The sequence below is a fragment of the Rubrivivax albus genome, assembly GCF_004016515.1.
In the GTDB taxonomy this organism is placed as follows: Bacteria; Pseudomonadota; Gammaproteobacteria; order Burkholderiales; family Burkholderiaceae_C; genus Rubrivivax; species Rubrivivax albus.
The window spans coordinates 1-21,460 of sequence record NZ_SACT01000007.1; the positions used below are offsets into that span (position 1 = coordinate 1).

At 67.5% G+C, this 21,460-nt stretch carries 22 protein-coding genes; 6 read left to right on the plus strand and 16 right to left on the minus strand.

The features are described from left to right. Positions 1-593: 593 nt before the first annotated feature. Together ENE75_RS18075 and ENE75_RS18080 are read right to left on the minus strand one after the other, a co-directional pair. Positions 594-1,847, minus strand: coding sequence for an FG-GAP repeat domain-containing protein (locus tag ENE75_RS18075; protein WP_158288992.1), 1,254 nt, complete (start codon positions 1,845-1,847; stop codon positions 594-596). 468 nt (positions 1,848-2,315) lie between these two features. Next, positions 2,316-2,942, minus strand: coding sequence for a tyrosine-type recombinase/integrase (locus ENE75_RS18080; RefSeq protein ID WP_128199743.1), 627 nt, complete (start codon positions 2,940-2,942; stop codon positions 2,316-2,318). A gap of 125 nt (positions 2,943-3,067) precedes the next feature. Here ENE75_RS18080 and ENE75_RS18085 point away from each other — a divergent pair, with 125 nt between their 5' ends. The 3 genes from ENE75_RS18085 to ENE75_RS25645 are packed head-to-tail and all read left to right on the plus strand — an operon-like array spanning position 3,068 to position 3,636. Beyond that, positions 3,068-3,322 carry a type II toxin-antitoxin system ParD family antitoxin gene (locus tag ENE75_RS18085; protein WP_128199744.1) on the plus strand — a complete coding sequence of 85 codons (255 nt, stop codon included), beginning with the start codon at positions 3,068-3,070 and terminating at the stop codon, positions 3,320-3,322. A 10-nt stretch (positions 3,323-3,332) separates the two neighbouring features. After that, positions 3,333-3,572: a type II toxin-antitoxin system RelE/ParE family toxin gene (locus tag ENE75_RS25640; RefSeq protein WP_259371716.1), complete on the plus strand. Its 240-nt coding sequence runs from the start codon at positions 3,333-3,335 to the stop codon at positions 3,570-3,572. Further along, positions 3,538-3,636, plus strand: coding sequence for a hypothetical protein (locus ENE75_RS25645; RefSeq protein WP_259371717.1), 99 nt, complete (start codon positions 3,538-3,540; stop codon positions 3,634-3,636). Before ENE75_RS25640 ends, ENE75_RS25645 begins: the two co-directional genes overlap by 35 nt. Before the next feature lie 82 nt (positions 3,637-3,718). Here the strand turns inward: ENE75_RS25645 and ENE75_RS18095 are convergent, their stop codons facing one another. Genes ENE75_RS18095 through ENE75_RS18105 form a run of 3 tightly spaced genes read right to left on the minus strand, consistent with a single transcriptional unit; the run spans position 3,719 to position 7,282 of the window. Next, positions 3,719-5,056, minus strand: a complete 1,338-nt coding sequence (locus ENE75_RS18095; protein ID WP_128199745.1) for a sigma-54-dependent transcriptional regulator — start codon at positions 5,054-5,056, stop codon at positions 3,719-3,721. Next, the gene (locus ENE75_RS18100) at positions 5,034-6,485 is read right to left on the minus strand and encodes a sensor histidine kinase (RefSeq protein WP_128199746.1); all 1,452 of its coding nucleotides are present in this window, start codon (positions 6,483-6,485) and stop codon (positions 5,034-5,036) included. The genes ENE75_RS18095 and ENE75_RS18100 overlap by 23 nt, the downstream gene beginning before the upstream one ends. Then, positions 6,485-7,282 (minus strand): substrate-binding domain-containing protein, encoded by a 798-nt coding sequence (locus ENE75_RS18105; protein WP_233259156.1) that lies wholly within the window; start codon positions 7,280-7,282, stop codon positions 6,485-6,487. The genes ENE75_RS18100 and ENE75_RS18105 overlap by 1 nt, the downstream gene beginning before the upstream one ends. A 227-nt stretch (positions 7,283-7,509) precedes the next feature. Between ENE75_RS18105 and ENE75_RS18110 the strand changes: the two genes are divergently transcribed. Genes ENE75_RS18110 through ENE75_RS18120 form a run of 3 tightly spaced genes read left to right on the plus strand, consistent with a single transcriptional unit; the run spans position 7,510 to position 11,282 of the window. After that, on the plus strand, positions 7,510-8,040 hold the full coding sequence (locus ENE75_RS18110) for an arsenate reductase (azurin) small subunit (protein WP_128199748.1): 531 nt from the start codon (positions 7,510-7,512) through the stop codon (positions 8,038-8,040). 10 nt (positions 8,041-8,050) lie between these two features. After that, positions 8,051-10,534, plus strand: coding sequence for an arsenate reductase (azurin) large subunit (locus ENE75_RS18115; RefSeq protein ID WP_128199749.1), 2,484 nt, complete (start codon positions 8,051-8,053; stop codon positions 10,532-10,534). Between the two features lie 55 nt (positions 10,535-10,589). Beyond that, complete coding sequence (locus ENE75_RS18120; protein ID WP_233259157.1) at positions 10,590-11,282, plus strand: nitroreductase family protein; 693 nt, start codon at positions 10,590-10,592, stop codon at positions 11,280-11,282. Positions 11,283-11,286: 4 nt separating this feature from the next. Here ENE75_RS18120 and arsA read toward each other — a convergent pair whose 3' ends face one another. The 11 genes from arsA to ENE75_RS18170 all read right to left on the minus strand — a co-directional run bounded on the left by arsA (position 11,287) and on the right by ENE75_RS18170 (position 21,450). Further along, positions 11,287-13,308 carry an arsenical pump-driving ATPase gene (gene arsA / locus ENE75_RS18125; RefSeq protein ID WP_128199750.1) on the minus strand — a complete coding sequence of 674 codons (2,022 nt, stop codon included), beginning with the start codon at positions 13,306-13,308 and terminating at the stop codon, positions 11,287-11,289. Between the two features lie 109 nt (positions 13,309-13,417). Then, a complete protein-coding gene (arsB, locus tag ENE75_RS18130; protein ID WP_128199751.1) occupies positions 13,418-14,491 on the minus strand; it encodes an ACR3 family arsenite efflux transporter in 1,074 nt (357 codons plus the stop codon). 3 nt (positions 14,492-14,494) lie between these two features. After that, positions 14,495-14,989 carry an arsenate reductase ArsC gene (locus ENE75_RS18135; protein WP_128199752.1) on the minus strand — a complete coding sequence of 165 codons (495 nt, stop codon included), beginning with the start codon at positions 14,987-14,989 and terminating at the stop codon, positions 14,495-14,497. A gap of 31 nt (positions 14,990-15,020) precedes the next feature. Then, on the minus strand, positions 15,021-15,365 hold the full coding sequence (locus ENE75_RS18140) for an ArsR/SmtB family transcription factor (RefSeq protein ID WP_128199753.1): 345 nt from the start codon (positions 15,363-15,365) through the stop codon (positions 15,021-15,023). Between the two features lie 5 nt (positions 15,366-15,370). Then, positions 15,371-16,678, minus strand: coding sequence for an organoarsenical effux MFS transporter ArsJ (gene arsJ, locus ENE75_RS18145; protein ID WP_128199754.1), 1,308 nt, complete (start codon positions 16,676-16,678; stop codon positions 15,371-15,373). A gap of 7 nt (positions 16,679-16,685) precedes the next feature. After that, the gene (locus ENE75_RS18150) at positions 16,686-17,729 is read right to left on the minus strand and encodes an ArsJ-associated glyceraldehyde-3-phosphate dehydrogenase (RefSeq protein WP_128199755.1); all 1,044 of its coding nucleotides are present in this window, start codon (positions 17,727-17,729) and stop codon (positions 16,686-16,688) included. A 113-nt stretch (positions 17,730-17,842) separates the two neighbouring features. Then, positions 17,843-18,385, minus strand: a complete 543-nt coding sequence (locus ENE75_RS18155; protein ID WP_128199756.1) for an ArsI/CadI family heavy metal resistance metalloenzyme — start codon at positions 18,383-18,385, stop codon at positions 17,843-17,845. Between the two features lie 13 nt (positions 18,386-18,398). After that, on the minus strand, positions 18,399-18,725 hold the full coding sequence (locus ENE75_RS18160; RefSeq protein WP_128199757.1) for an ArsR/SmtB family transcription factor: 327 nt from the start codon (positions 18,723-18,725) through the stop codon (positions 18,399-18,401). Positions 18,726-19,175: 450 nt separating this feature from the next. Beyond that, positions 19,176-20,282 carry a PDDEXK nuclease domain-containing protein gene (locus ENE75_RS18165; protein WP_199232347.1) on the minus strand — a complete coding sequence of 369 codons (1,107 nt, stop codon included), beginning with the start codon at positions 20,280-20,282 and terminating at the stop codon, positions 19,176-19,178. Further along, positions 20,279-20,482, minus strand: coding sequence for a hypothetical protein (locus ENE75_RS24895; protein WP_158288993.1), 204 nt, complete (start codon positions 20,480-20,482; stop codon positions 20,279-20,281). Before ENE75_RS24895 ends, ENE75_RS18165 begins: the two co-directional genes overlap by 4 nt. After that, a complete protein-coding gene (locus ENE75_RS18170) occupies positions 20,482-21,450 on the minus strand; it encodes a relaxase/mobilization nuclease domain-containing protein (protein ID WP_199232348.1) in 969 nt (322 codons plus the stop codon). Before ENE75_RS18170 ends, ENE75_RS24895 begins: the two co-directional genes overlap by 1 nt. Between the last annotated feature and the right edge of the window lie 10 nt (positions 21,451-21,460).

Genomic DNA, 21,460 nt, shown 5'->3' on the forward strand with positions numbered 1-21,460 from the left:
CGGGCCATCACTCGTATCTCCACTGCTTGCTCCTGGGTCAACATCGACGGCCAAAAGGCCGTCAGCTTCGCCCAGGTGGGTCAGATTTACTTCGGCGCAGTGGGTCAGTTTTGCATCGGCGGCGACATATGGTGACTGCCAGGTAGCAGTCGTCGGCGCGGCGCCGATCGCGCCTCGGGAGTGACCGCTCTAGGAAGTGCAGCCGACGTCGGGTGCGGCCGAGACCCGCCACTTTGGACCGAACGACAGCTGCGTCCAAGGGCGAACTGGTACTACCGACCCTGACCCGACATCCGAGGCCCTGGCCGTAATACGGTCGTCGGCCCTGTTCGCGGGTCCGGAGAGAGGTCCCGTAGTGGCGGGCACACATCTGCAGGTGGCTCTCTGGGCGACTGCGGCTTTGCTCAAGGATCTGTCGGCGCGCGCACCGGGGCAGGTCGTGACGACGAAATGGCTGGCGTTGCCCGCGGCTGAAGTTCAGGACCGCGGGCATCCAATCGTCTGCCGCACTGCAGCGCGAAGAGGTACGGATCCGTTGGAGGCTATGCGCCGATGCAGCCACCCAGATCGTCTGGCGATCAGGTACGCCGCCTTCACCTCAAGCCGACGTCCACCCACTCCAGCGTGAAGTGTCCGCTGCCGTCGTTGCGGTAGACCAGGCCGGTCGAGTCGATGCTGGTTCCGCTGGCCAGGTTGTCGGGGAACAGGTCCAGGTCGCCATCGGCGTCGATGTCCTGCACGCGCAGCCACGGGAACCAGTCGGTGCCGCCGAAACCGGGCTCGCCGGTGGGCTTGTCGACATGGGTCGCGGTGACGTCACTGAACTGCCGGTTACCCGAGTTCAGCAGAACCTGCACCGTGCGGCCCATGTAGAAGCCCAGACCCGGGCCGTCGTCGCCGTCACGGGTGCGGTTGAGTACCAGGTCGCGGTCGCCGTCGCCGTCGAGGTCTTCAGCGTCGAAGTCCAGCACCGCGCCGTAGGGTGCGGCGACCGGGATCAACGTGCGCCTGGCCGCGCTGTAGGCCCCGGTCGAACTGCCCCAGTAGATGGCGGTGCGGTCGCCGTCTCGCTCATGCGCGCCCAGCAGCAGGTCGACGAAGCCGTCCTGGTCGACGTCGATCAGTTCGGCGCTGAACACCTTGCCCATGCTGTCGTCGAATCGGTTGGTGACTTTGGTGAAGCCCGCGGCGCCGTCGTTGACGTAGAAGAACGGGTCGGAGCCACCGACGAAGATGTCGATGTCGCCGTCGTGGTCGATGTCGGCAGCCGCGCCGCCATGGTGGAAGCCCACGTCAGGCATGCGTGTCCAGCTGAACGTGCCGGGGGCGGTCTGCAGGATCAGCTTGGGTGCGGCGCCAGGGAACGGGGGAGCGTCGAAGCCGTGGTCGAACACGAAGATGTCGGCAAGTCCGTCGCCGTTGAAGTCGGCCGTGATCGACTTGCGCGCATGCTCGGCCGGGGGCAGTGCGCCGCCAAAGGCCTGCGGCGTGGCGGTCTGCCACGCGAAGATGTCGGCTCCGGTGTTGAAGGTCAGGAAACTGCCGGTCTCGCCGATCAGCAGGTAGTCGCCGGTGGCCATGAAGACATCGGTGTCGCCGTCGCCGTCGGCATCCAGGTAGGCCACCGCGTCGCGCAGGCTGCCCACGCCGGCCGGCGGATGTGGCAGGAAGTAGTACGAGATGCGGATGTCGGGCGCAGCGTTCGTGTACGAGCTGCCGGCGTCGGCGTTCGCCTGCGGCGACAGGCCCAGGTCGACGAGTGCGGAGCCGCCGCCCGACCCACCGCCGGAAGAAGCCGTTTCGTTGCCGCCGCCACCACAGGCAGCCAGGGCCAGCACGGTGGCCACGGCCGTAGCCTTTGTGAATCGCTCGATCCTCATACACGCCCCTACGGTGATTGCCGGTCAGCGCGACCGCCCCAATGGCGCCGTGTGATCCGCAGTGGGCAATCGGCGATTCGTTGGGACAAATGAACCCATGGCCCGCCATCGGTGGCAGACGGCGTGAACGTGGTCACGCGCGTGCCGGTGCTCTGGACGAGGCACTGCGCCCGAACGGCAAGCGCCACGTCAGCTCGACGCAGGAAGTACGGCCCGAGCGGCGCTGCCGAAGTGACGGCCAGTGGATCAGGCTGCGCTGACGGCGGCCCTGCGGTTGCTCCTGCCGCCAAACGTAAAGGACGGCAAGCCAGAAACCCGCCAGCCGACTCCGCCAGCTCTTGGCCGGGAGCGCCAGTTGACTCGCTCGTCAGGTAGCCGCCATTAGGCAAGGCAGCCGCACCAACACAACGGTTGGTGCGGCTGCTGATAGCGACCTCAGATCTCCGTCTGCTCGGAGATCTCCAGCGCGTCATCGACCTCGATGCCGAGGTACCTCACCGTGGACTCGAGCTTGGAATGGCCGAGCAGCAACTGCACGGCGCGCAGGTTCTTGGTGCGCCGGTAGATGAGCGTCGCCTTGGTCCTGCGCATTGAGTGCGTGCCGTAGTCGGCCCGGTCCAGGCCCTGCTCGTCGACCCAGTGGCCGAGGATCCTGGCGTACTGCCGGGTCCCGAGATGTGGCGAGTCGTGCAGACGGCTGGGAAACAGGTAGTCGTCGGGCTCCAGCGCGGCCTGCCTGATCCAGGCCCTTAGCGCCGCCCGTGCCGGCTCGGTGATCTCGAACTGCACCGGGCGTTGCGTCTTGTGTTGCATGACGACCGCCCGAGACGCGACCTGGTCGCCGTGGCACACGTCGCGCACCTTCAGCGCGACCAAATCGCAGCCCCGAAGCTTGCTGTCGATGCCCAGGTTGAGCAGCGCGAGTTCGCGCACGCGGCCCTCCATCTGCAGGCGCACTCTCAGCGCCCAGATGTCCTTGAGCTTGAACGGCGCCTTCTGTCCGACGAGCTTGCCCTTGTTCCAAGGCTCGCGGTGGATGCGGGTTTCGGTTGTGGTGTCCATGGTGGACTCCTCGTTGGCGGCTCGGCGCCGCCGCCCTGACGCCGACGCCAGTAGGCGTCGGATGTCCATCTTTGACATTCCTTGATAAACTGAGAAGCCCCAACCCTAGAGGCCACGCCGTGGGCATGAACGTCAACCTCACCCCGCAACTCGAGGAACTGGTCCGCGCCAAGGTGGCGTCGGGCATGTACACCTCGGCCAGCGAGGTTGTTCGCGAGGCGCTGCGGCTGATGGACGAGCAGGACCGCCTGCGCGCCGCAAAGCTCGAACAGCTTCGGGAGGACGTCCGCCAAGGCTTGGCCAGCGGGGCGTCACAGCCCTGGAGTGCGTCAACGATGAAGTCCGAAGCCCGTGCGCGGCGAGTGCGCAAGACCGCGTAGCCGAGCTGCAGTGGCAAACGTCGTTCGGCGCCCGCTGGCGGCGCTCGACATCCTGGACGTCTGGGATCACATCGCCGATGACGACATGATGGCGGCGGACCGTTGGGTCGACGATCTCGACGCCGCGTTCGGCCGGCTGGCGACGCAACCGTTGATGGGCTCGGGCACGGCCCGAGCTTGCTACGGACCTCAGGAGCTTCCCGTTCCAGCGCTACGTGATCTTCTACGTCCCTCTACCGGACGGGATTGACGTGGTGCGGGTGCTGCATAGCGCCCGGGACATTGATGGCGACCTTCTCGCTGGCAACCCCTGAGAGCTGGCAAGACTCGGAACTGCGCGCACTGCTGTCGTTCGAGGGCCGAGTTCGGCCATGAGCGGTCGCACACGATTGACAGCTATGTGCCCCGGCCCTCGGCCCGGACTTCGTTGTCGACCTTCAGCTTCTTCATCTTCTCCCAGAGGGTCTTTCGACTGATGCCCAGCAGCTCCGAGGTCTTGATGACGCTGCCCCCAGTGCGCTCCAGGGCGCTGCGGATGTGCCGGCGTTCTGCCTCCTCGACCATTGCGTGCAGCGGTGCGAACGCGCCGGACGTGCCTTCGACCGGCGACGCACCGCGCTGCGTCACAGCGGCGTCGGGCACGTCCAGGATGCCTGCTTCGCTGAGCACCACGGCTTCTTCCAGGAACGAGCGCAGCTCCCTGGCGTTGCCCTTCCAGGTCCGGGCCATCACATCGCGCATGAACGCTTCGGACATGGCCATGGGCCGGCCCTGCTCGACGGCGATCTGCTGCAGCATGCGCTCGGTCAGCCAGCGGATGTCTTCCGGGCGCTCGCGCAGCGGCGGCAGCCCTATGCGGATGACGGCGAGCCGGTAGAACAGGTCTTCGCGGAAGGTGCCGGCCGCCATGTCGGCGTGCAGGTCGCGGTTCGTGGCGGCAATGATTCGGAAGTCGCTGCGCGTCACTTTCTCAGAACCCAGGCGGAAGAAACTGCGCTCCTGCAGCGCGCGCAGGAGCTTGGCCTGCATGCTGGCTGTCAGTTCGCCGACCTCGTCGAGGAAGAGCGTGCCGCCGTCAGCGCGCTCGAGGTAGCCTCGGTGCATGCGGGCCGCGCCGGTGAAGGCGTTCTTCTCGTAGCCGAAGAACTCAGCCTCCATCATCGTCTCGGGCACTGCCGCGCAGTTCACCGCGATGAACTCGCCCTGGCCAGCCCGCTCGCCCAGCCGGTGGATCAGCTGGGCCGCCACCTCCTTGCCGACCCCGGACTCGCCAGTCAGCAGCACCGGCACGCGCTGCTTCGCGACCTTGCGCACCAGCGCCTCGGCATGCCGCATCGCAGGCGAGATGCCGAGCACGCTGTCCTCCGGGACGGTCGTGGCCGGCGAGCTGGCCTCCTGGACCATGGCGACCAGGCGCTCGATGTCGAAGGGCTTGGTCAGGTACTCGCGCGCGCCGGCGCGCACCGTGGCCACGGCGTCGTTGACGCTGCCATAGCCGGTGAGGAAAAACCAGGGCAGCTCCCGCTGCGCCGTGGGCAGTTCCATGAACCACTGCGTCGCCAGGCCATCGGTCAGGCGCACGTCGCTGATCACGGCGCTGAAGCCGGCGGGCAGCGCCTCGGCGGCTTCTGCCAGCCTGCGACACCACTGCACCGTGAAGCCTTCGAGCTCGAAGCGCTGCACCAGCGACTCGCCCATGATCGGGTCGTCCTCAATCAACAACAGGCTCTTCATGGGTCTCTCGATTGGGTATCCAGAACACAAGGCGCGTACCCTGCCGGTGCGAGTCGTCGACGTCGAAGCCGCCGCCGTACTGGGTGGCGATCTCCCGGCAGACCCACAGGCCGAAGCCCCGGGGGTCGTCGCCGCTCTCAGCCGCCACCGTGCTTTGCAGGCCCTCCGCGGTGAGCGTCTTGCCGCCGTGGGCGACGCTGAAGCTGACGCGGTCGGCGTCGGCGCGCAGCTCGGCATGCACAGCGCCGGGCTCGCCCGCCGCCGAGACGCCATTGAGCAGCATGTTCAGCATCACCTGACGCAGCGCCGCCGAGGGCACGCGGATGGCGGACTCGACTTCGACGGCGGTCGTGAGCTTCACGTCGCGATGCGACACGTCGGGGTGGGCGAGGGTGACCACGTCGGCGAAGTCGTCGATCTCCAGCGCACGGTCCTCTACGCGCGCCTGTGGTAGCAGGGCCGCCACGGTGGTCTGGATCTGGTTGAGACCGCGCTGCAGCAGGTTGAGCGTGCGCCTGCGGGTCTCCTCTGAGGCGCCATGCACGCTCAGCGTCTGGGTGGCCGTGAGCAGGCCCGCCAGCGGGTTGTTGATCTCGTGCGCTACCGCGGCGGTGATGCGGCCCACGGCGGCCATGCGCTCGGCCGACAGCGCGCGCCGCTCCGCCTGCTGGCGCACCTGCATCTCGGAGATCAGCTGCTCCACCGCCGCGCTGATACGTCCGAGTTCGGGGTCCTTGGTGTGCGGCAGTTGTTCCTTGAGTCGGGCCGGCTCGTCCCGTCCCAGTCGCTCGATCACGCTCGCCATGCTTAGGACAGGGGCTGTCATGCGTCGGCCGATCCACCACCCGGCCGGCAGCAGGATGAAGGCGGCGAGCCCGACGCCGATCAGCGCGGGCTCGGTGAGCGCAGCCCAATCGGCCGCGAACACCGGGGCATCGACCTCGATGTAGGTGAAGCCGAGCACCTGTCCGTCCTCGCTGCGGATGGGTTCGACGAGTGCGATCGATCCGTCTGGCCGGTCGATGCGCAGGCGCTTCGTGACGGCAGCCGGTGAGGGCAGGGTGAAGCCATTGACTGGCTGGCCCATCAGGGCGCTCGCGGTCCGCAGCAGTTGCGGGGCCGAGCTGGCGAAGACCCGGCCTTCGCTGTCGAGCACCGCCGCGCGGGCCTGCCCGGTCGCAGCGCCGGGCAGGAAGGCCGCGGTGTTGCGCAGCAGCGCGAAGACACGCCAGATGTCGTCGGCGGCCAGCAGCGGCAGCGACTGCGCCGACAGCAACTGTGCGGCACGGTCCACCGTGGCCAGCGTGTCGGTGCGCGCGGTGCGGGCGAAGATCTGCGCCGCAACAGCGGTGACCAGCAGCGCCGCCAGCACGACCGCCAGCGACAGCCCCAAGGGGATCTGGACGCGATAGGGCAGCCGCGACAGCACTAGGTTGTCACCCCGGAGCCCGGCACGCTGCGCGCGAGCTGCCGGATGGAATCGAACAGTCCCACCTGGCCGGCGATGAAGCCGTCGAGGTTGAGCGATTTCAGGAGGGCTCGCCCGGCATCGTCCTTCTGCATGTCGAGCAGGCTGCGCCGCAAGGCCTCCATGCGGGCCGACGCCGCACCCGTGGCGGCCACCAGCGGCGGGAAGCCGTGCAGGCTCGACTTCCAAATCACCTCGGTTTGGCTCGCCCCGGCCATGCCTTGCAGCTTCATCGTCTCCCAGACGTACCCGTCGATCGAACCCGCATCCGCCAGGTGCGATGCCACCGCATCGGCCACGTTGCGATGCCCGTGCGCGAAGAACGTGCGCTTGAGGTCCCGCTGGCCGATGCCCGCCTTCGCGAACTCACCCTGGGCCACCAGCCAGCCCGAGTTCGACAGTGGGTCCGAATAGGCGAAGACCTTGCCGGCCAGCGACGACCACCCGGTCACCGTCGAATCGCCCAGCGGTCGGATCAGGTAGGACTGGTAGCTCGGTTGGCCTTGGTAGAGCGGCACGGCCACCAGTTGCAGTTGCGACTGGAAGCGCACGAACGGATAGCCGCAGGTCCAGGCCGCATCGATCTGGCCGTTGAAGAGCAGGTCGTGCACCGTCTGGTATTGGTCGCGCGACACGAAGGTGACGCGGGTGTCGAGGCGCTGCGAGAGGTAGTCGGCCCAGCGCGCCAGGAAGGCAGCCTGGTCCGCCAGGATCACCGCCGTCAGGCCGATGCGCAGCCGCTCCTGGGCCAGCGCCAAGCCCGGCGCAGCCGCCATCACGGCGGCCCCCCTCAGCAGTCTCCTTCTGTGCATGCCACGCTCCGGCGGTTTCGTTTCCGTAACGTACACCCGGCGACTCTCGTTACGCCATCCGGACTAAGCCCTAAGCGCCTGCAGCCAAGTGCTTGATTTCATTGAGTTGGCTTCTTGGCATGTGGCTTGCTGTGCATGAGCCGTTCGGATCACAACACCCCAGGAGACAAGCCATGCAAGAGCACAAGCTCAACCGCCGCATATTCCTCAAGTCCAGTGGCGGCGCTGCGGCCGTCGTCGGCACGGCCGGCGCAGCGCTGGTGCCGGGCGCGGCCCAGGCGGCATCGCCGGCCGGCAGCACCTCGACGAACCTCAACTATCCCAAGCGCAGCGTCGGCAAGGCAGGCGGCATGCCCGTCAACCAGGCCGTCGGCTTCAGTTACCCCGACGCCAGTTCGCCCTGTGTCGCACTCCGCATGGGCTCTGCCGTTCCGGGCGGTGTAGGCCCGAACAAGGACATCGTGGCCTTCAGCTCGCTGTGCACGCACATGGGCTGCCCGGTGGCCTACGACGGCGGCACCAAGACCTTCAAGTGCAGCTGCCACTTCTCCATCTTCGACCCCGAGAACGGCGGCCAGATGGTGTGCGGGCAGGCCACCGAAGACCTGCCGAAGGTGCTGCTGGAGTACGACGCGAAGACCGACACGGTCGCCGCCGTCGGCATCGAAGGCCTGATCTACGGCCGCCAGGCCAACATCCTGTAAGGAGCGCGGCATGAGCACCCAGATCAAGGACCGCATCGCGCTGCCCCCGAAAGACGCGCAGAAGACCAACATGACCTGCCACTTCTGCATCGTGGGCTGCGGCTACCACGTGTACAAGTGGGACGCCAACCGCGAGGGTGGCCGCGCTGCCAGCCAGAACGCGCTGGGGGTCGACTTCACGCGGCAGGTGCCGCCGCTGCAGATCACGATGACCAAGGCGATGACCAACACGGTCACCGACCACAGCGGCAAGCGCTGGAACATCATGATCGTGCCCGACAAAGCGTGCGTGGTGAACAGCGGCCTGTCGTCCACGCGCGGCGGCAAGATGGCCTCGTACATGTACGCGCACGACGGCATCGGCCGCGACCGCCTGAAGAGCCCGCGCATCAATCGCGGCGACCAGTGGCTCGACACCAGCTGGGACAACGCGCTGGCGATCTACGCCGGCCTGACCAAGAAGATCCTCGACAACGACGGCCCGAGCGGCCTGCTCTACGACTGCTTCGACCACGGTGGCGCCGGCGGCGGCTTCGAGAACACCTGGGGCACTGGCAAGCTGATGTTCAGTGCGCTGCAGACGTCGATGGTGCGCATCCACAACCGGCCGGCCTACAACAGCGAGTGCCACGCCACGCGCGAGATGGGCGTGGGCGAGCTGAACAACAGCTACGAGGACGCCCAGTTGTCCGACTGCATCGTCGCCGTCGGCTGCAACTCCTACGAGACGCAGACCAACTACTTCCTCAACCACTGGCTGCCCAATCTCAACGGCGGCACGGTGGACAAGAAGAAGGCCCGCTTCGCGGGCGAGACTGCGGCGGCGGCGAAGATCGTCATCGTCGACCCGCGCCGCTCGGCCACAGTGGCCATCTGCGAGCAGATCGCCGGCAAGGACAACGTGCTGCACCTGGACATCGAGCCGGGTTCGGACACGGCGCTGTTCAACACGCTGCTGACCTACGTGGTCGACCAGGGGTGGCACGACAAGGCCTTCATCGCCAAGTTCACGCGCGGCTTCGACGATGCGATGAAGGTCAACCGCATGTCGCTGGAGGATGGTTCGAAGGCGACCGGCATCCCGGCGGCGAAGATCCGCCAGGCCGCGGAGTGGGCCTACAAGCCCAAGGCCTCGGGACACCGCCCGCGCACCTTCCATGCCTACGAGAAGGGCATCATCTGGGGCAACGACAACTACGTCATCCAGAGCGCACTCGTGAGCCTGGTGCTGGCCACGCAGAACGTCGGCAGGCGGGGCACCGGTGTGTGCCGCATGGGCGGCCACCAGGAGGGCTACACCCGGCCGCCGTACCCCGGCGACAAGAAGATCTACATCGACCAAGAGGTCATCCAGGGCCGCGGGCTGATGTACACGATCTGGGGCACCAACCCGTTCCAGACGACGCTGAACGCCGAGGAGCACCGCCGCGTGCTCGGGCGGCGTGCACAGATCGTCAACGAGGCCATGGCGCGGGCCAAGGGCGCGAGCGTCGAGCAGATGGTGGACATCATCTACGACGCCTGCAAGAACAAGGGCGGCATGTACGTGGTGGGCATCAATCTCTACCCGACCACTCTGGCGGAGGAGGCGCACATGCTGCTGCCGGCCGCGCACCCGGGCGAGATGAACCTGACCTCGATGAACGGCGAGCGGCGACTGCGGCTGTCCGAAAAGTTCATGGACCCGCCCGGCTCGGCCAAGCCCGACTGCCTGATCGCCGCCGACATCGCCAACACGCTGAAGGCGATGTACTTGAAGGACGGCAAGGCCGACATGGCCACGCGCTTCGACGGTTTCGACTGGAAGACGGAAGAGGATGCCTTCAACGACGGCTTCCGCCGCGCCGGCCGTCCCGGCGCGCCACCCATCGACAGCCAGGGCGGCGACACCGGCCACCTGGCCACTTACGCGCTGCTGCGCAAGGCGGGCAACAACGGTGTTCAGTTGCCGATCCAGCGTGTGGAAGGCGACAAACTGATCGGCACCGAGATCCAGTATGCCGACGGCAAGTTCGATACCAAGGACGGCAAGGCCGAGTTCAAGCCGGCACCTTGGAACGGCTTGCCGAAGATCGTGGCTGACCAGAAGGCCAAGCACCGGTACTGGATCAACAACGGACGCGCCAACGAGGTCTGGCAGACGGCGTACCACGACCAGTACAACAGCTTCGTGCGCGACCGCTACCCGATGGCTTACCTCGAGATGAATCCCGAGGACGCGCGCACGCTGGGGGTGGCCGCCGGCGACGTGGTCGAGGTCTTCAACGACTTCGGCAGCACCTACGCGATGGCCTACCCGATGAAGGCCATCAAGGCGGGCCAGACCTTCATGCTGTTCGGCTATATCAAGGGCGTGGCGGGCGACGTGACCAGCCCCTGGGTCGACCGCAACGTGGTGCCGTACTACAAGGGCACCTGGGGCAGCATCAAGCGGGTGGGCAGCGTCGACGACTGGAAGCAGAGCATCAGCTACAAGGAACGGCGCTTCGCCTGAGTGCTGCGTGCTCCGGGGTGCCGGCGGGCACCCCCTTTCGACGAGGACTCTTCCGATGAACATGGACCACGCAGACCCCGGTGAGCGCGAAGGCCGGGGCCGATCGCAGCACACCAGTCCGCCCGCGATCGGCCACGAAGGTGATGCCGTCGGCTTTGCGCAGGCCCTGATCGGGTCGCGCCAGAACGTCTCGCCCAAGCGCCTGGTGGAGCCGGGCCCGACCGCCGAGCAGTTGCACGAGCTGTTGTCCCTGGCGGCTGCGGCGCCCGACCATGGCTTGCTGACGCCCTGGCGCTTCATCATCGTGCCGGCCGGCCAACGCCATCGGCTGGCCGAGGTGTTCGCGCTGACCCTGATCGACCGCGACCCCAGTGCGACGCTCGAACAGATCGAATCGGCCCGCGAGAAGGCCCACCGTGCGCCCCTGCTGATGGTGGCCATTGCGTGCCTCGGGCCTCGCGAGCCGGACACACCGGCGCTGGAGCGCATGGTGTCCATGGGGGCCGCGATCCAGAACCTGCTGCTCGGCGCCCATGCGATGGGCTTCGGCGCCGGCCTGACCAGCGGTCAGGCGATGGCCTCGAAGCGATTGAGCGAGCTGTGCGGACTGGCGGCCGACGAGGTGCCGGTGTGCTGCGTCAACATCGGCACCGTCAGCAAGCGCAAGCCGGGAACCAGGGTTCGCCCCTTGCCATCGTCGTTCGTCAGCGAACTGGGCGGTGGCCAGGCGGCCGGGCGCGTGCAGTAGCCCGTCAGGTGGGCACGAGGGCGCCTGCAGGCAGCGGGGCGCGGACCAGCTTCGACAACTCACCGAGGCCGATCGGTGGCACCGGCAGCCAGGGCAGCGCATACAGCCGCTGCGCGAGGCCTGAGGACATGCGCTCGATCTGCTTGCGTTCACCCGCGAGCCGGGCCTGCAGCAGCGGATCGTGCGTTCCCGCCGCCAGCACGCTCTTGTTGAGCACCCAGGCATAGGGTTCGATGCGGGCGCGGCGCAGGTCGTCCTGCAGCGCGGCGGCCTGGGACACCGGCGTCACCTCGGGCAGGGTCACCAGGATGATCCTCGTGTAAGCGGCATCCTGCAGCCGCATCAGCGGCGTCACGATGCGGGCTCCGCCATGGCCTTCGAACTCGCGCGTCATCTGACGGTGGTAGGCGCCGGTCGCGTCCATCAGCAGCATCGAGTGGCCGGTGGGGGCGGTGTCCAGCACCACGAAGGCGCTGCGGCCTTCGCTGACGATGCGCGAGAAGGCATGGAACACCGCCACCTCTTCCGTGCACGGCGACTGCAGGTCTTCCAGCAGCAGGGCCTGTTCCTGCGCGTCGAGCTGCGGCGACCTGGCGGCCATGATCTTGTCGATGTAGCGCTGCGTCTCGACCTTCGGGTCGATGCGGCTCACCTTCAGGCCCGGCAGGTCGCCATCCAGCGTGCCGGACAGGTGCGCGGCGGGGTCGGTGGTGCTCAGGTGCACGGTCTTGCCACGCTGGACCAGGCCGATGGCCAGCGCCGCGGCGATGGTGGTCTTGCCGACGCCGCCCTTGCCCATGACCATGACCAGGCCGTGACCGGCCGCGGCCAGTTGATCGGCCAGCGCCGCGAGGTCGGGAAGCGGATCAGTCTCTCCGGCGGGTGCCACCGCGCGCAGGGCGACCGGGGCAACGCCGGGGACCAGCAGTGCGCGCAGGGCCGGCAGGCCGACGGTATCGAAGGGGCGCAGAGGCACTCGGTCCTGCGGCAGTGCCCGCAGCGTGGCCGGCAGGGCCTCCACCGCCCGCTGCCCTAGGTCTTCGAGCGCGCAGGCCACCGCGTCACTGCGGTCACTGGCATGGAACACGCCGTTGATCGCCAGGCGCTGGTTGTCCAGCCCCAGCTCGCGCAGTTCGACTGAAGTGCGCGCCGCCTCTTCGATCGCGCCACGGTCGGGCCGGGTCACCACGACGACCGTGGTCTTCGCGGGGTCGCCCAGCGCATCGAGCGCGGCCTGGAAGCGCGCCTCCTGCATCTTCAGTCCCGAATGCGGGCCCAGGCAAGATGCGCCGCGGTCGTTGCCGTCCAGGAATCCGGTCCAGGCCTTGGGCAGGCTGAGCAGGCGCAGGGTGTGACCCGTGGGCGCGGTGTCGAAGACGACGTGGTCCCAGTCTTGCGCGCCGTCGGCCAGCAGGGAGGAGAACTCGTCGAACGAGGCGATCTCGGTCGTGCAGGCCCCCGACAGTTGCTCGCGAACGGTCGACAGTTCCTCGGCCGTCGCGCTCGCACCCATCTGCGCCAGCACGCGCTGGCGGTACGACTCGGCGGCGGTGTCGGGGTCGATGTTCAGGACCGACAGGCCGGGCGCGCCGGGCACCGGCACGGGCGTGTTGTGCAGTTCGATGCCGAGCATCTCGTCGAGGTTCGACGCGGCATCGGTGCTGACGAGCAGCACCTTCTTGCCGGCATCGGCCAGCGTCAGCGCGGTGGCGGTGGAGAGCGAGGTCTTGCCGACGCCGCCCTTGCCGGTGAAGAAGAGGTGCCGGGTCGCGTGCTCGATGAACCCGACGCCGGCCGGCTTGAACCACGCCTGCACCGCTTCGTGCGATGGGATGCCTCCGCTGTGCACCACCCGGCCTTCGATGACGACCGCCGGCGTGACGTGCACGCCGAAGGCCATGATCCTGTCGTGATCCTCGACCTTGACGATCTCGACCTCGACGCCCGCGTCGCGGGCCGTGCGTTCGATGATGCCGATCGTGCTGCGGCACTTGCTGCAGCCTGACCCTAGAACCTTGATCTGCATGACGCGTCCTTTGTGACCACTATGCGCCTTCGCAACTGCGAAACCTTGACGTCAATCATGCGTCCGGCGATGACCTCATCGGTGCGATCGATCGGCCCGGCGGCGTGGCTCAGCCTCTCGCGCCGGCCTCGTACCAGGCCTTGCTCTGGTTCACGAACCGCACCACGAGCAACATCACCGGCACCTCGATCAGCACGCCGACCACGGTGGCCAGCGCGGCACCCGACTCGAAGCCGAACAGGCTGATCGCCGCGGCCACGGCCAGCTCGAAGAAGTTGCTGGCGCCGATCAGCGCCGACGGGCAGGCCACGCTGTGCGATTCGCCGAGCCTGCGGTTGAGCCAGTAGGCCAGTCCGGAGTTGAACAGCACCTGGATCAGGATCGGCACCGCGAGCATCGCAATGACCAGCGGCTGCTTCAGGATGGCCTCGCCCTGGAAGCCGAACAGCAGCACCAGCGTGGCCAGCAGCGCGGTGATGGACCACGGCCCGATTTTCGCGAGCGTGGCGTCGAAAGCCGCCTGTCCTCTGGCCAGCAGCGCCTTGCGCCAGAGCTGCGCGATCACCACCGGGATCACGATGTACAGCACCACCGAGGTGATCAGCGTGTCCCAGGGCACGATGATCGACGACAGGCCGAGCAGCAGCGCGACGATGGGCGCGAAGGCGAACACCATGATGGTGTCGTTCAGCGCCACCTGGCTGAGCGTGAAGAGCGGGTGGCCGTGGGTGAGCCGGCTCCAGACGAAGACCATCGCCGTGCAGGGCGCCGCGGCCAGCAGGATCAAGCCTGCGATGTAGCTGTCCGCCTGGCCCGCCGGCAGGTAGGGCGCGAACACATGGCGGATGAAGATCCAGCCCAGCAGCGCCATCGAGAAGGGCTTGACGGCCCAATTGACGAACAGCGTCACGCCGATCCCTCGCCAGTGCTGCTTCACCTGGCTCAGTGCGCCGAAGTCGACCTTCAGCAGCATCGGGATGATCATCACCCAGATCAGCAGCCCGACCGGCAGGTTGACCTTCGCGATCTCCATCCGGCCGATGGCCTGGACCGGGCCGGGCAGCAGTTGGCCCAGGGCAATGCCCACGACGATGCACAGGAAGACCCAGACGGTCAGGTAGCGCTCGAAGACGCTCATCGGTGCCGGTGCGGCCGGCCGGGCGGGCAGGGCGGCGCTCGACATGGTTCAGCGCGTCCCGATGTCCTTGATCTCTCGCTGGATGGCCATCTTGTCCAGCGACGCCAGCGGCAGCGCCAGCATCAGCTCGATGCGGCGCTTGAGCACGATCGCGGTATCCCAGAAGACCTTGGCCTTCTGCTCGTCAGTGCCCGCGAAGGCGGCCGGATCGGCCACGCCCCAGTGCGCCGTCATCAGCTGGCCAGGCCAGACCGGGCAGACCTCGCCGGCCGCCTTGTCGCAGACCGTGAACACGAAGTCGAGTTCGGGCGCGCCCGGCCGCGCGAACTCGTCCCAGTCCTTGCTGCGAAAGCCATCGGTCGGGATGCGCAGCGCCGACAGGGTCTTCAGCGCGAACGGGTTGACCGACGTGCCCGGGTGGCTGCCCGCCGAGAAGGCCTGGAAGCGACCGCGGCCCAGGCTGTTGAGGATGCCCTCGGCCATGATGGATCGCGCCGAGTTGTGCGTGCAGACGAAGAGCACGTTGTAGACCTTGTCGCTCATGAGGCGTCTCCGTAGGTGGCGGTGGTTCGGTTCAGCAGGTGGTGCATGGGTTGTCGGACGCCACGGGCGCCCCATCGCGGGTGACGCATGAGACGGCCTGGCAGCAGTGCGCCGACAAGTAGGCGAGCAACTCGTTCATGGTGTCGATGCTCGGCCGGTAGATCAGGTGCCGGCCGTCACGCTCCTGCGTGATCAGGCCGGCATACAGCAGTTCCTTGACGTGGAAGGACACGGTCGAGGGTGGGACGGTCAGTTCGCTCGCAATGGCGCCCGGTGTCATGCCGGCGGGGCCAACGCCGACGACGGCGCGATAGATGCGCAGGCGCACGTCCTGCGCCAGCGCTCCCAATGCACGAACGGCGGCCTTCTCGTCCATCACGGTCAGGTCCCCTGGTGTGTCGCGGCTGCGGCGGGCGCCTGGACCTTCCGGTCCAGATCCACGCCCTGGGCCTCGGCGCCATCGAGCGCGGGTCGTTTGGAGACCTGCAAGCGTGTCGGAAGCGCCAGCGTGACCAGCCAGCAGGTCACGAGCAGCACGGCCGACCCGGCCAGCGACCAGGCCAGCCCGCCCCACTGGTACAGCAGGCCCGACAGCAGGGTGCCGAAGAAGCGGCCCAGGGCATTGGCAGCGTAGTAGAAGCCCACGTCCTCGGCAGCCTTCTCTGAACCGGCATAGGCGAGGACCAGGTAGGAGTGGACCGAGGAGTTCACCGCGAAGGCGAAGCCGAACACGGCGAGCCCGGCGACGACGACCCACTCGAGGTTCGGGACCTTTGCGAGCACCAGACCGGCCAGGACGATGGGCACGAGCGCGAGCAGAGTCGACCACAGGCGTGCTGCAGGCACCTCGGCGCTCAGGCCATCGTCGCTGCGCCGGACGATGGCCGGGGCGGCCGCCTGCACCACGCCGTAGCTGATGGTCCACAGCGCCACGAATCCGCTGACCATCGTGAAGGTCCAGCCCGAGGCGTACAGGAACACCGGCACGCCGACCACGAACCACACGTCGCGCGCGCCGAAGAGTGCCACCCGTGCCGCTGCGAGCAGGTTGATGCCGCGGTTCTTGGCGAACAGCTCCTTGGCCGACTTTGAAGCCTTGCTCTTGCCCATCAGCGGCGGCACGAAGCTGACGACGCCGACGAAGACGATCGCCAGCAGCCCGGCCATGATCCACAGCGCGGCCTGGAAGCCGACGGCCTGCAGCAGCAACCCGCCGAGGAAGAAGCCCACGCCCTTCATCGCGTTCTTGCTGCCGGTGAAGAAGGCGACCCACTTGAACAGCTGGCCCGAGGCATCGCCGGCCGTGGCCTTGATGGCGGACTTGCTGGCTGTCTTGGTCAGGTCCTTGGCGACGCCGCAGATGCCTTGCGCCGCGACGACCCAGGCGACCGACAGCGCCACCGACCAGCTCGGCGACAGCGCGGACATGAGCAGGAAGCCGGTGATCTCGGTGAAGAGGCCCACCGTCAGCATGCGCTTGATGCCGTAGCGCGTGGCCAGCCAGCCGCCAATCAGGTTGGCCACCACGCCCATGGCCTCATAGAGCAGGAACAGGAAGGCCAGCGTGAAGGGTGAGTAGCCGAGCCGGTAGAAGTGCAGCAGCACCAGCATGCGCAGCGCGCCGTCGCTGAGGGTGAAGCCCCAGTACGCGGCGGTGACGATGGCGTAGTTGCGGGTGCCCTGGTTCATGGCTGCCTCAGATGCCCTGGCGTTGCATGTGGCAGGCGAGATCGACCATGCGGCACGCGTAGCCCATCTCGTTGTCGTACCAGGCGTAGACCTTCAGCAGCGTGCCATCGGTCACCATCGTCGAAGGCGCGTCGACGATCGAGCTGCGCGTGTCGCGTGCGTAGTCCGCGCTGACGAGCGGGCGCTCCTCGTAGCCGAGGATGCCGGCCAGCGGCCCCTGGGCGGCATGCGCGAACAGGGCATTCACCTCGGAAGGTGTGGTCTCGCGCTTGAGCTCGAACACGCAGTCGGTCAGCGAGGCGTTGAGCACCGGCGCGCGCACGGCGTGGCCGTTGAGCTTGCCCTTGAGCTCGGGATAGATCAGTGCGATGGCGGTGGCACTGCCTGTCGTCGTCGGTGCCAGGCTGAGCATCGCGCTGCGGGCGCGTCGCAGGTCCTTGTGCGGCGCATCGACCATCAGGTTGGTGTTGGTCGGATCGTGGATGGTGGTGATCTGGCCGTGGCGGATGCCGATGGCCTCGTGCACGACCTTGACCACTGGCGCCAGGCAATTGGTGGTGCAGGAGGCGGCGGTCACGATGCGGTGCCGGCCGGGTTCGTAGAGATGCTCGTTGACGCCGACGACGATATTCAGCACGTCGCCGACCTTGACGGGCGCAGCGACGATGACACGCTTGGCACCGCGGTCCAGGTGGCCCTGGATCGTCTCCGGCGTGAGGAACTTGCCGGTGCACTCCAGGACCACGTCGACGCCAGCGTCGCCCCACGGAATCTCCGCAGCGGTGGCATGCGACGAAAAGCCCAGCTGTCGATCGCCGATCCGGATGGCCGACTCGCCTTCCGCGGCGATGCGTTTGCGCCAGCGGCCCTGCACGCTGTCGAACTCCAGCAGGTGCGCGGTGGCGGCGGCGCCGCCCTTCAATTCGTTGAGGTGCACCACCTCCAGGCGGTTGCCTACGCGGGGATCATCCGCGGGGCGTTCGGCCGCGCCCATCGCGGCGCGCAGGGCCAACCGTCCAATGCGTCCCATGCCATTAATGCCAACTCTCACGATCGCTTCTCCCTCGGGAAATCAAACGGTACTTCCATCAGTGTAGAAATGATGGATGACAGTTCGGTGACACGCGCCGACGCTGCCGGCGCTTGCCCGGCGTGCCCGAGCGTTCAGCAGCAGGACGACTGCGACTTCACCGGGATGCTGATCGGCTTGCCTCGGGGGTTCGGCGTGCAACAGGCGGCGGACTCGGCCACGGCCAAGGCAGGGGCAGCCGTTTCGGTCGCGGCCGGCGCGGGCGTGCAACAGGCCGTCGCAGTGGCTCGCGCTTCCGCGGCTTCGTTGAAGACTGGGATGTTGCCCAGCGTGTGGAAATGCTCCCAGGCGATGCCCTGGGGATCGGTGACCCAGTGTTTCTCGCTGCGGGCGTAGCAGCAGGTGGTCTCGCCTTCATCGAGCAACGCAATGTCGGCGGCCTCGGCCCGCGCCTTCAGGGCCGCGAGTTCCTCGGCGTCGTCGGTCTGGAAGCCGAGGTGGTCGATGCCAGCCTTGCTGCCGCGCGTGGAGATGGCGAAGTTGATGCGCGGGTCCTCAAGCATCCACTTGGCGTAGTCGCCCTCGATGCGCGTGGGCTCGGCCGCGAACAGCTTCGAGTAGAAGCCGATGCTCTTGGAGAGGTCGTCGACATGGACGTGGACATGGAATCGCTTCATGAGGTTCTCCGGGTCAGCAGGTGGTGCGGCGCTTGGCGCCGGTGGGTGCGCAGGCCTGGCCCTGGCAGCAGTGCGCCGTGAGGTAGGCCAGCAGATCGTTCATTTGCTTCAGCGCCGGTCGGTAGTGCAGATTGCGGCCGTCGCGCTCGGCGCTCACGAGGTCGGCGTGCATCAGCTCCTTCAGGTGAAAGGACAGCGTGGAGGCCGGGATGTCGAGCATTGCCGAGAGCGCACTGGGCGTCATGCCCTCGGGGCCCGCGCCGACGAGGGCGCGGAACACGCGAAGGCGTGCCTCCTGGGCTAGGGCGGCGAGCGCGGAGACGGCGGCTTTTTCGTTCATAGTTCTAAGGTTATAGAAACATAGTGGAAAGTCAAGGGGCCAGCGACGGCCAGATGTTGCGACAGAGGCGCCAGGCCCATAGGACTGGCTATGAGGGGAATGAGCTCGCGCGGCCCTGAATGCCTGCTATCTGGCATTCGGATTTGCCTTAGCTAGGTCTGCTTTGGGTCGGTAGGTCCAGTTCGCCGCTGGTGACAGCGGTCGTTCGACCGCCGCCACCCACGCGGCGCCGGTAGGCTGTCCGGTCACGAACACGGAGCGGTCATCGGTGTTGCCGCCCCGCGTAGGGCGGCTTGTGGCCAAAGCCGTAGCTCAACCGTCGAGCGCGAGTGGCTGCACCCAGTCTGTAGCTGATGCTCGACGAGGGGTGGCAGCCAACCCACTGCTTCTGGCTTCCCGAAGTCTTGGTCTGCGCCAAAAGCTCCGCCACCAACTCGTTGGCAACTCAGGTCACCGTTCTTCGCTCTCCCCAACCACATCACCACCACCCAGCTCGCGCTCGATCTGCTCGATGCTGGGCAGGCTGGTCTGCAGTTCCGGCGGCAACGATTCCAGCAGCTTGTACTCGGCCACGCCCATGGGCTGTGATTTGTCGCCCAGCGCGTACTCGGCCACGATCTTGTTCTTGCTCTTGCACAGCAGCAGGCCGATGGTGGGGTTGTCGTGTTCGCTCTTCACCTGGCGGTCCACCGCCGTGAGGTAGAAGCCCAGCTGGCCCAGGTGCTCGGGCTTGAACTTGCCTCCCTTGAGCTCGATCACCACGTAGCAGCGCAGCTTCAGGTGATAGAAGAGCAGGTCGATGAAGAACTCGTCGCCGCCCACGTCCAGCAGAACCTGCCTGCCGACGAAGGCGAAACCGGCGCCAAGCTCCAGCAGGAACTCGGTCACGTGGCGCACAAGCGCATGTTCGATGTCGCGCTCCTGCGCTTCGTCGCCCAGGCCCAGGAAGTCGAAGCGGTACGGGTCCTTGATGGATTCCCGCGCCAGGTCCGATTGCGGCGCCGGCAGCGTGGCCGGAAAGTTGGTGACGGCCTGACCGCTGCGCTCCAGCAGCCGGGTCTCGATCTGCATCACCAGCACGTTGCGCGACCAGCCGTGCGCGATGGCCTTGGCGGCGTACCAGCGGCGTGCCTCCGGGCCTGGCAGCTTGTCCAGCAGCGCCAGCTGGTGGTACCAGGGCAATTGTGCAAGCACCGCTTGCACAAACTCGCCGTCGGGCCAGGCCTCGGCAAAGGCGCGCATGTACTTCAGGTTGCGCGGCGAGAAGCCCTTCATGTCGGGGAAGGCGGCCCGCAGGTCCTTGGCCAGCCGGTCGATCACCTTGGTGCCCCAGCCCTGCGCGGCCTGGCGCACCAGGATGTCGCGCCCGATCTGCCAGTACAGCAGCACCAGCTCCCGGTTCACCGCCAGCGTAGCGCGCTGCTGCGCCGTATGGATGCGCTGCTTCAGCGCCACTAGCCAATCGGCATAGCCTGCGGGCGCCGTGCCCAGCCCGGGCGACTTGGTCGGCGCGGGTGGGGTGGGTGCCGGCGCCTTGCCGGTTCGTGGCTTGCTCATGCCGTGGCCCTTCCGATGCTCGCGCCACCGTCGTTGCAGCGTGCTGACTGCTTGGCGAGCGTGAAGTCAGCGACGGCGAAAGGCCGCTGAATCGGGTCCAAGTGGGCTAGGTCGACGGCTTCTGCGTTCATGGGCATCCGCGCGCCCCATGGGCGCTGCGGGATGGTAGCAACCATGGCGTGGCGCTTGGTGGCGGCCATCAGCGGGCCCGGTCCGGGTTTCGTGGGGCGGGGCCAAGCATCGCGTCTTGACGATCACGCGTGGGCTGCGGGGCACGGGCCAGGCTTTGCGCATGATCTCGGATCGCAGCGCCCAGGCGCTGATCCGAAGCTTGTGCTGACCCGGCCAACGCAGCCGCAAGCGCCTGCCACGCGTCCCGCGCCGCGGCGCGGTTGGCGTTGGCCGCGGCACCGGTGCGCTGCCCTGGGCGGGGGAAGGCCAGCCTTTGGGCTTCCGCGGCCTTGATCTGCCACAGCGCGGCGGGCTGACGTCGCGCGCCCCGAGTGGCCTGCCGCGTGGCCTCGGCATCGATGCCCTGCTCGTGCAGCTGCTCGGCGAAGGTCTCGCGCCAGCGGTGCAGGTCGGTCTTGCGCGGGTTGAGCCGCCGGCCCTGGGCCGATTCGGCGCGCACGCTGAGGTGCACATGCGGGTTGGCCTGGTGGTCGTGCAGCACCATCACGTACTTGTGCCCGGCCAGTTCGGCCCGGGCAAAGGCGCGCGCGGCACGCTGCACAGCCAGCGGGTCGGTGCCGCGGGGCATGGACAGCATGATGTTGAAGGCTTCGCGCCGGTGGCCATACTCGGCATCCTCGGGGATCAATGAGCCGCCGAACCGCCACTCGTCTGCCAGGCCGCGCAGGCCCTCACGGCCGTGGATGGCCTCGCCGCGCTGGTCCTCGATCTCCAGACGGCCGTTCTTGCTGATGTAGCGAAAGTGCGCCGCAATGGCCTTCATGCCGCGCCCGCCGCCGGTGACCTTGACCATCACCTGCGGCGCGCGGCGCACCACGGTGGCCCGGATGCGGCCGCGGATGTGGTCAGCGCGTTGCTGCAGGCCCTTGCCCATCAGGCGCGGCGCGGGCCGCGACTTGACGATGCGGTTGCCCGGATAGAAGAGCCGATCACCCCAGGTGACCAGGGCCTGGTCGATGGCGGGATCTGATGGCATCGGTTCTCTC

Excerpts from the sequence above, each read along its gene's own strand:
- ENE75_RS18080 (WP_128199743.1), bottom strand. The coding sequence starts at position 2,942 with ATGGACACCACAACCGAAACCCGCATCCACCGCGAGCCTTGGAACAAG.
- ENE75_RS18085 (WP_128199744.1), top strand. The coding sequence starts at position 3,068 with ATGAACGTCAACCTCACCCCGCAACTCGAGGAACTGGTCCGCGCCAAG.
- ENE75_RS18095 (WP_128199745.1), bottom strand. The coding sequence starts at position 5,056 with ATGAAGAGCCTGTTGTTGATTGAGGACGACCCGATCATGGGCGAGTCG.
- ENE75_RS18110 (WP_128199748.1), top strand. The coding sequence starts at position 7,510 with ATGCAAGAGCACAAGCTCAACCGCCGCATATTCCTCAAGTCCAGTGGC.
- ENE75_RS18115 (WP_128199749.1), top strand. The coding sequence starts at position 8,051 with ATGAGCACCCAGATCAAGGACCGCATCGCGCTGCCCCCGAAAGACGCG.
- ENE75_RS18120 (WP_233259157.1), top strand. The coding sequence starts at position 10,590 with ATGAACATGGACCACGCAGACCCCGGTGAGCGCGAAGGCCGGGGCCGA.
- arsA (WP_128199750.1), bottom strand. The coding sequence starts at position 13,308 with ATGCAGATCAAGGTTCTAGGGTCAGGCTGCAGCAAGTGCCGCAGCACG.
- arsB (WP_128199751.1), bottom strand. The coding sequence starts at position 14,491 with ATGTCGAGCGCCGCCCTGCCCGCCCGGCCGGCCGCACCGGCACCGATG.
- ENE75_RS18135 (WP_128199752.1), bottom strand. The coding sequence starts at position 14,989 with ATGAGCGACAAGGTCTACAACGTGCTCTTCGTCTGCACGCACAACTCG.
- ENE75_RS18140 (WP_128199753.1), bottom strand. The coding sequence starts at position 15,365 with ATGGACGAGAAGGCCGCCGTTCGTGCATTGGGAGCGCTGGCGCAGGAC.
- arsJ (WP_128199754.1), bottom strand. The coding sequence starts at position 16,678 with ATGAACCAGGGCACCCGCAACTACGCCATCGTCACCGCCGCGTACTGG.
- ENE75_RS18155 (WP_128199756.1), bottom strand. The coding sequence starts at position 18,385 with ATGAAGCGATTCCATGTCCACGTCCATGTCGACGACCTCTCCAAGAGC.
- ENE75_RS18160 (WP_128199757.1), bottom strand. The coding sequence starts at position 18,725 with ATGAACGAAAAAGCCGCCGTCTCCGCGCTCGCCGCCCTAGCCCAGGAG.
- ENE75_RS18165 (WP_199232347.1), bottom strand. The coding sequence starts at position 20,282 with ATGAGCAAGCCACGAACCGGCAAGGCGCCGGCACCCACCCCACCCGCG.
- ENE75_RS24895 (WP_158288993.1), bottom strand. The coding sequence starts at position 20,482 with ATGGCCGCCACCAAGCGCCACGCCATGGTTGCTACCATCCCGCAGCGC.
- ENE75_RS18170 (WP_199232348.1), bottom strand. The coding sequence starts at position 21,450 with ATGCCATCAGATCCCGCCATCGACCAGGCCCTGGTCACCTGGGGTGAT.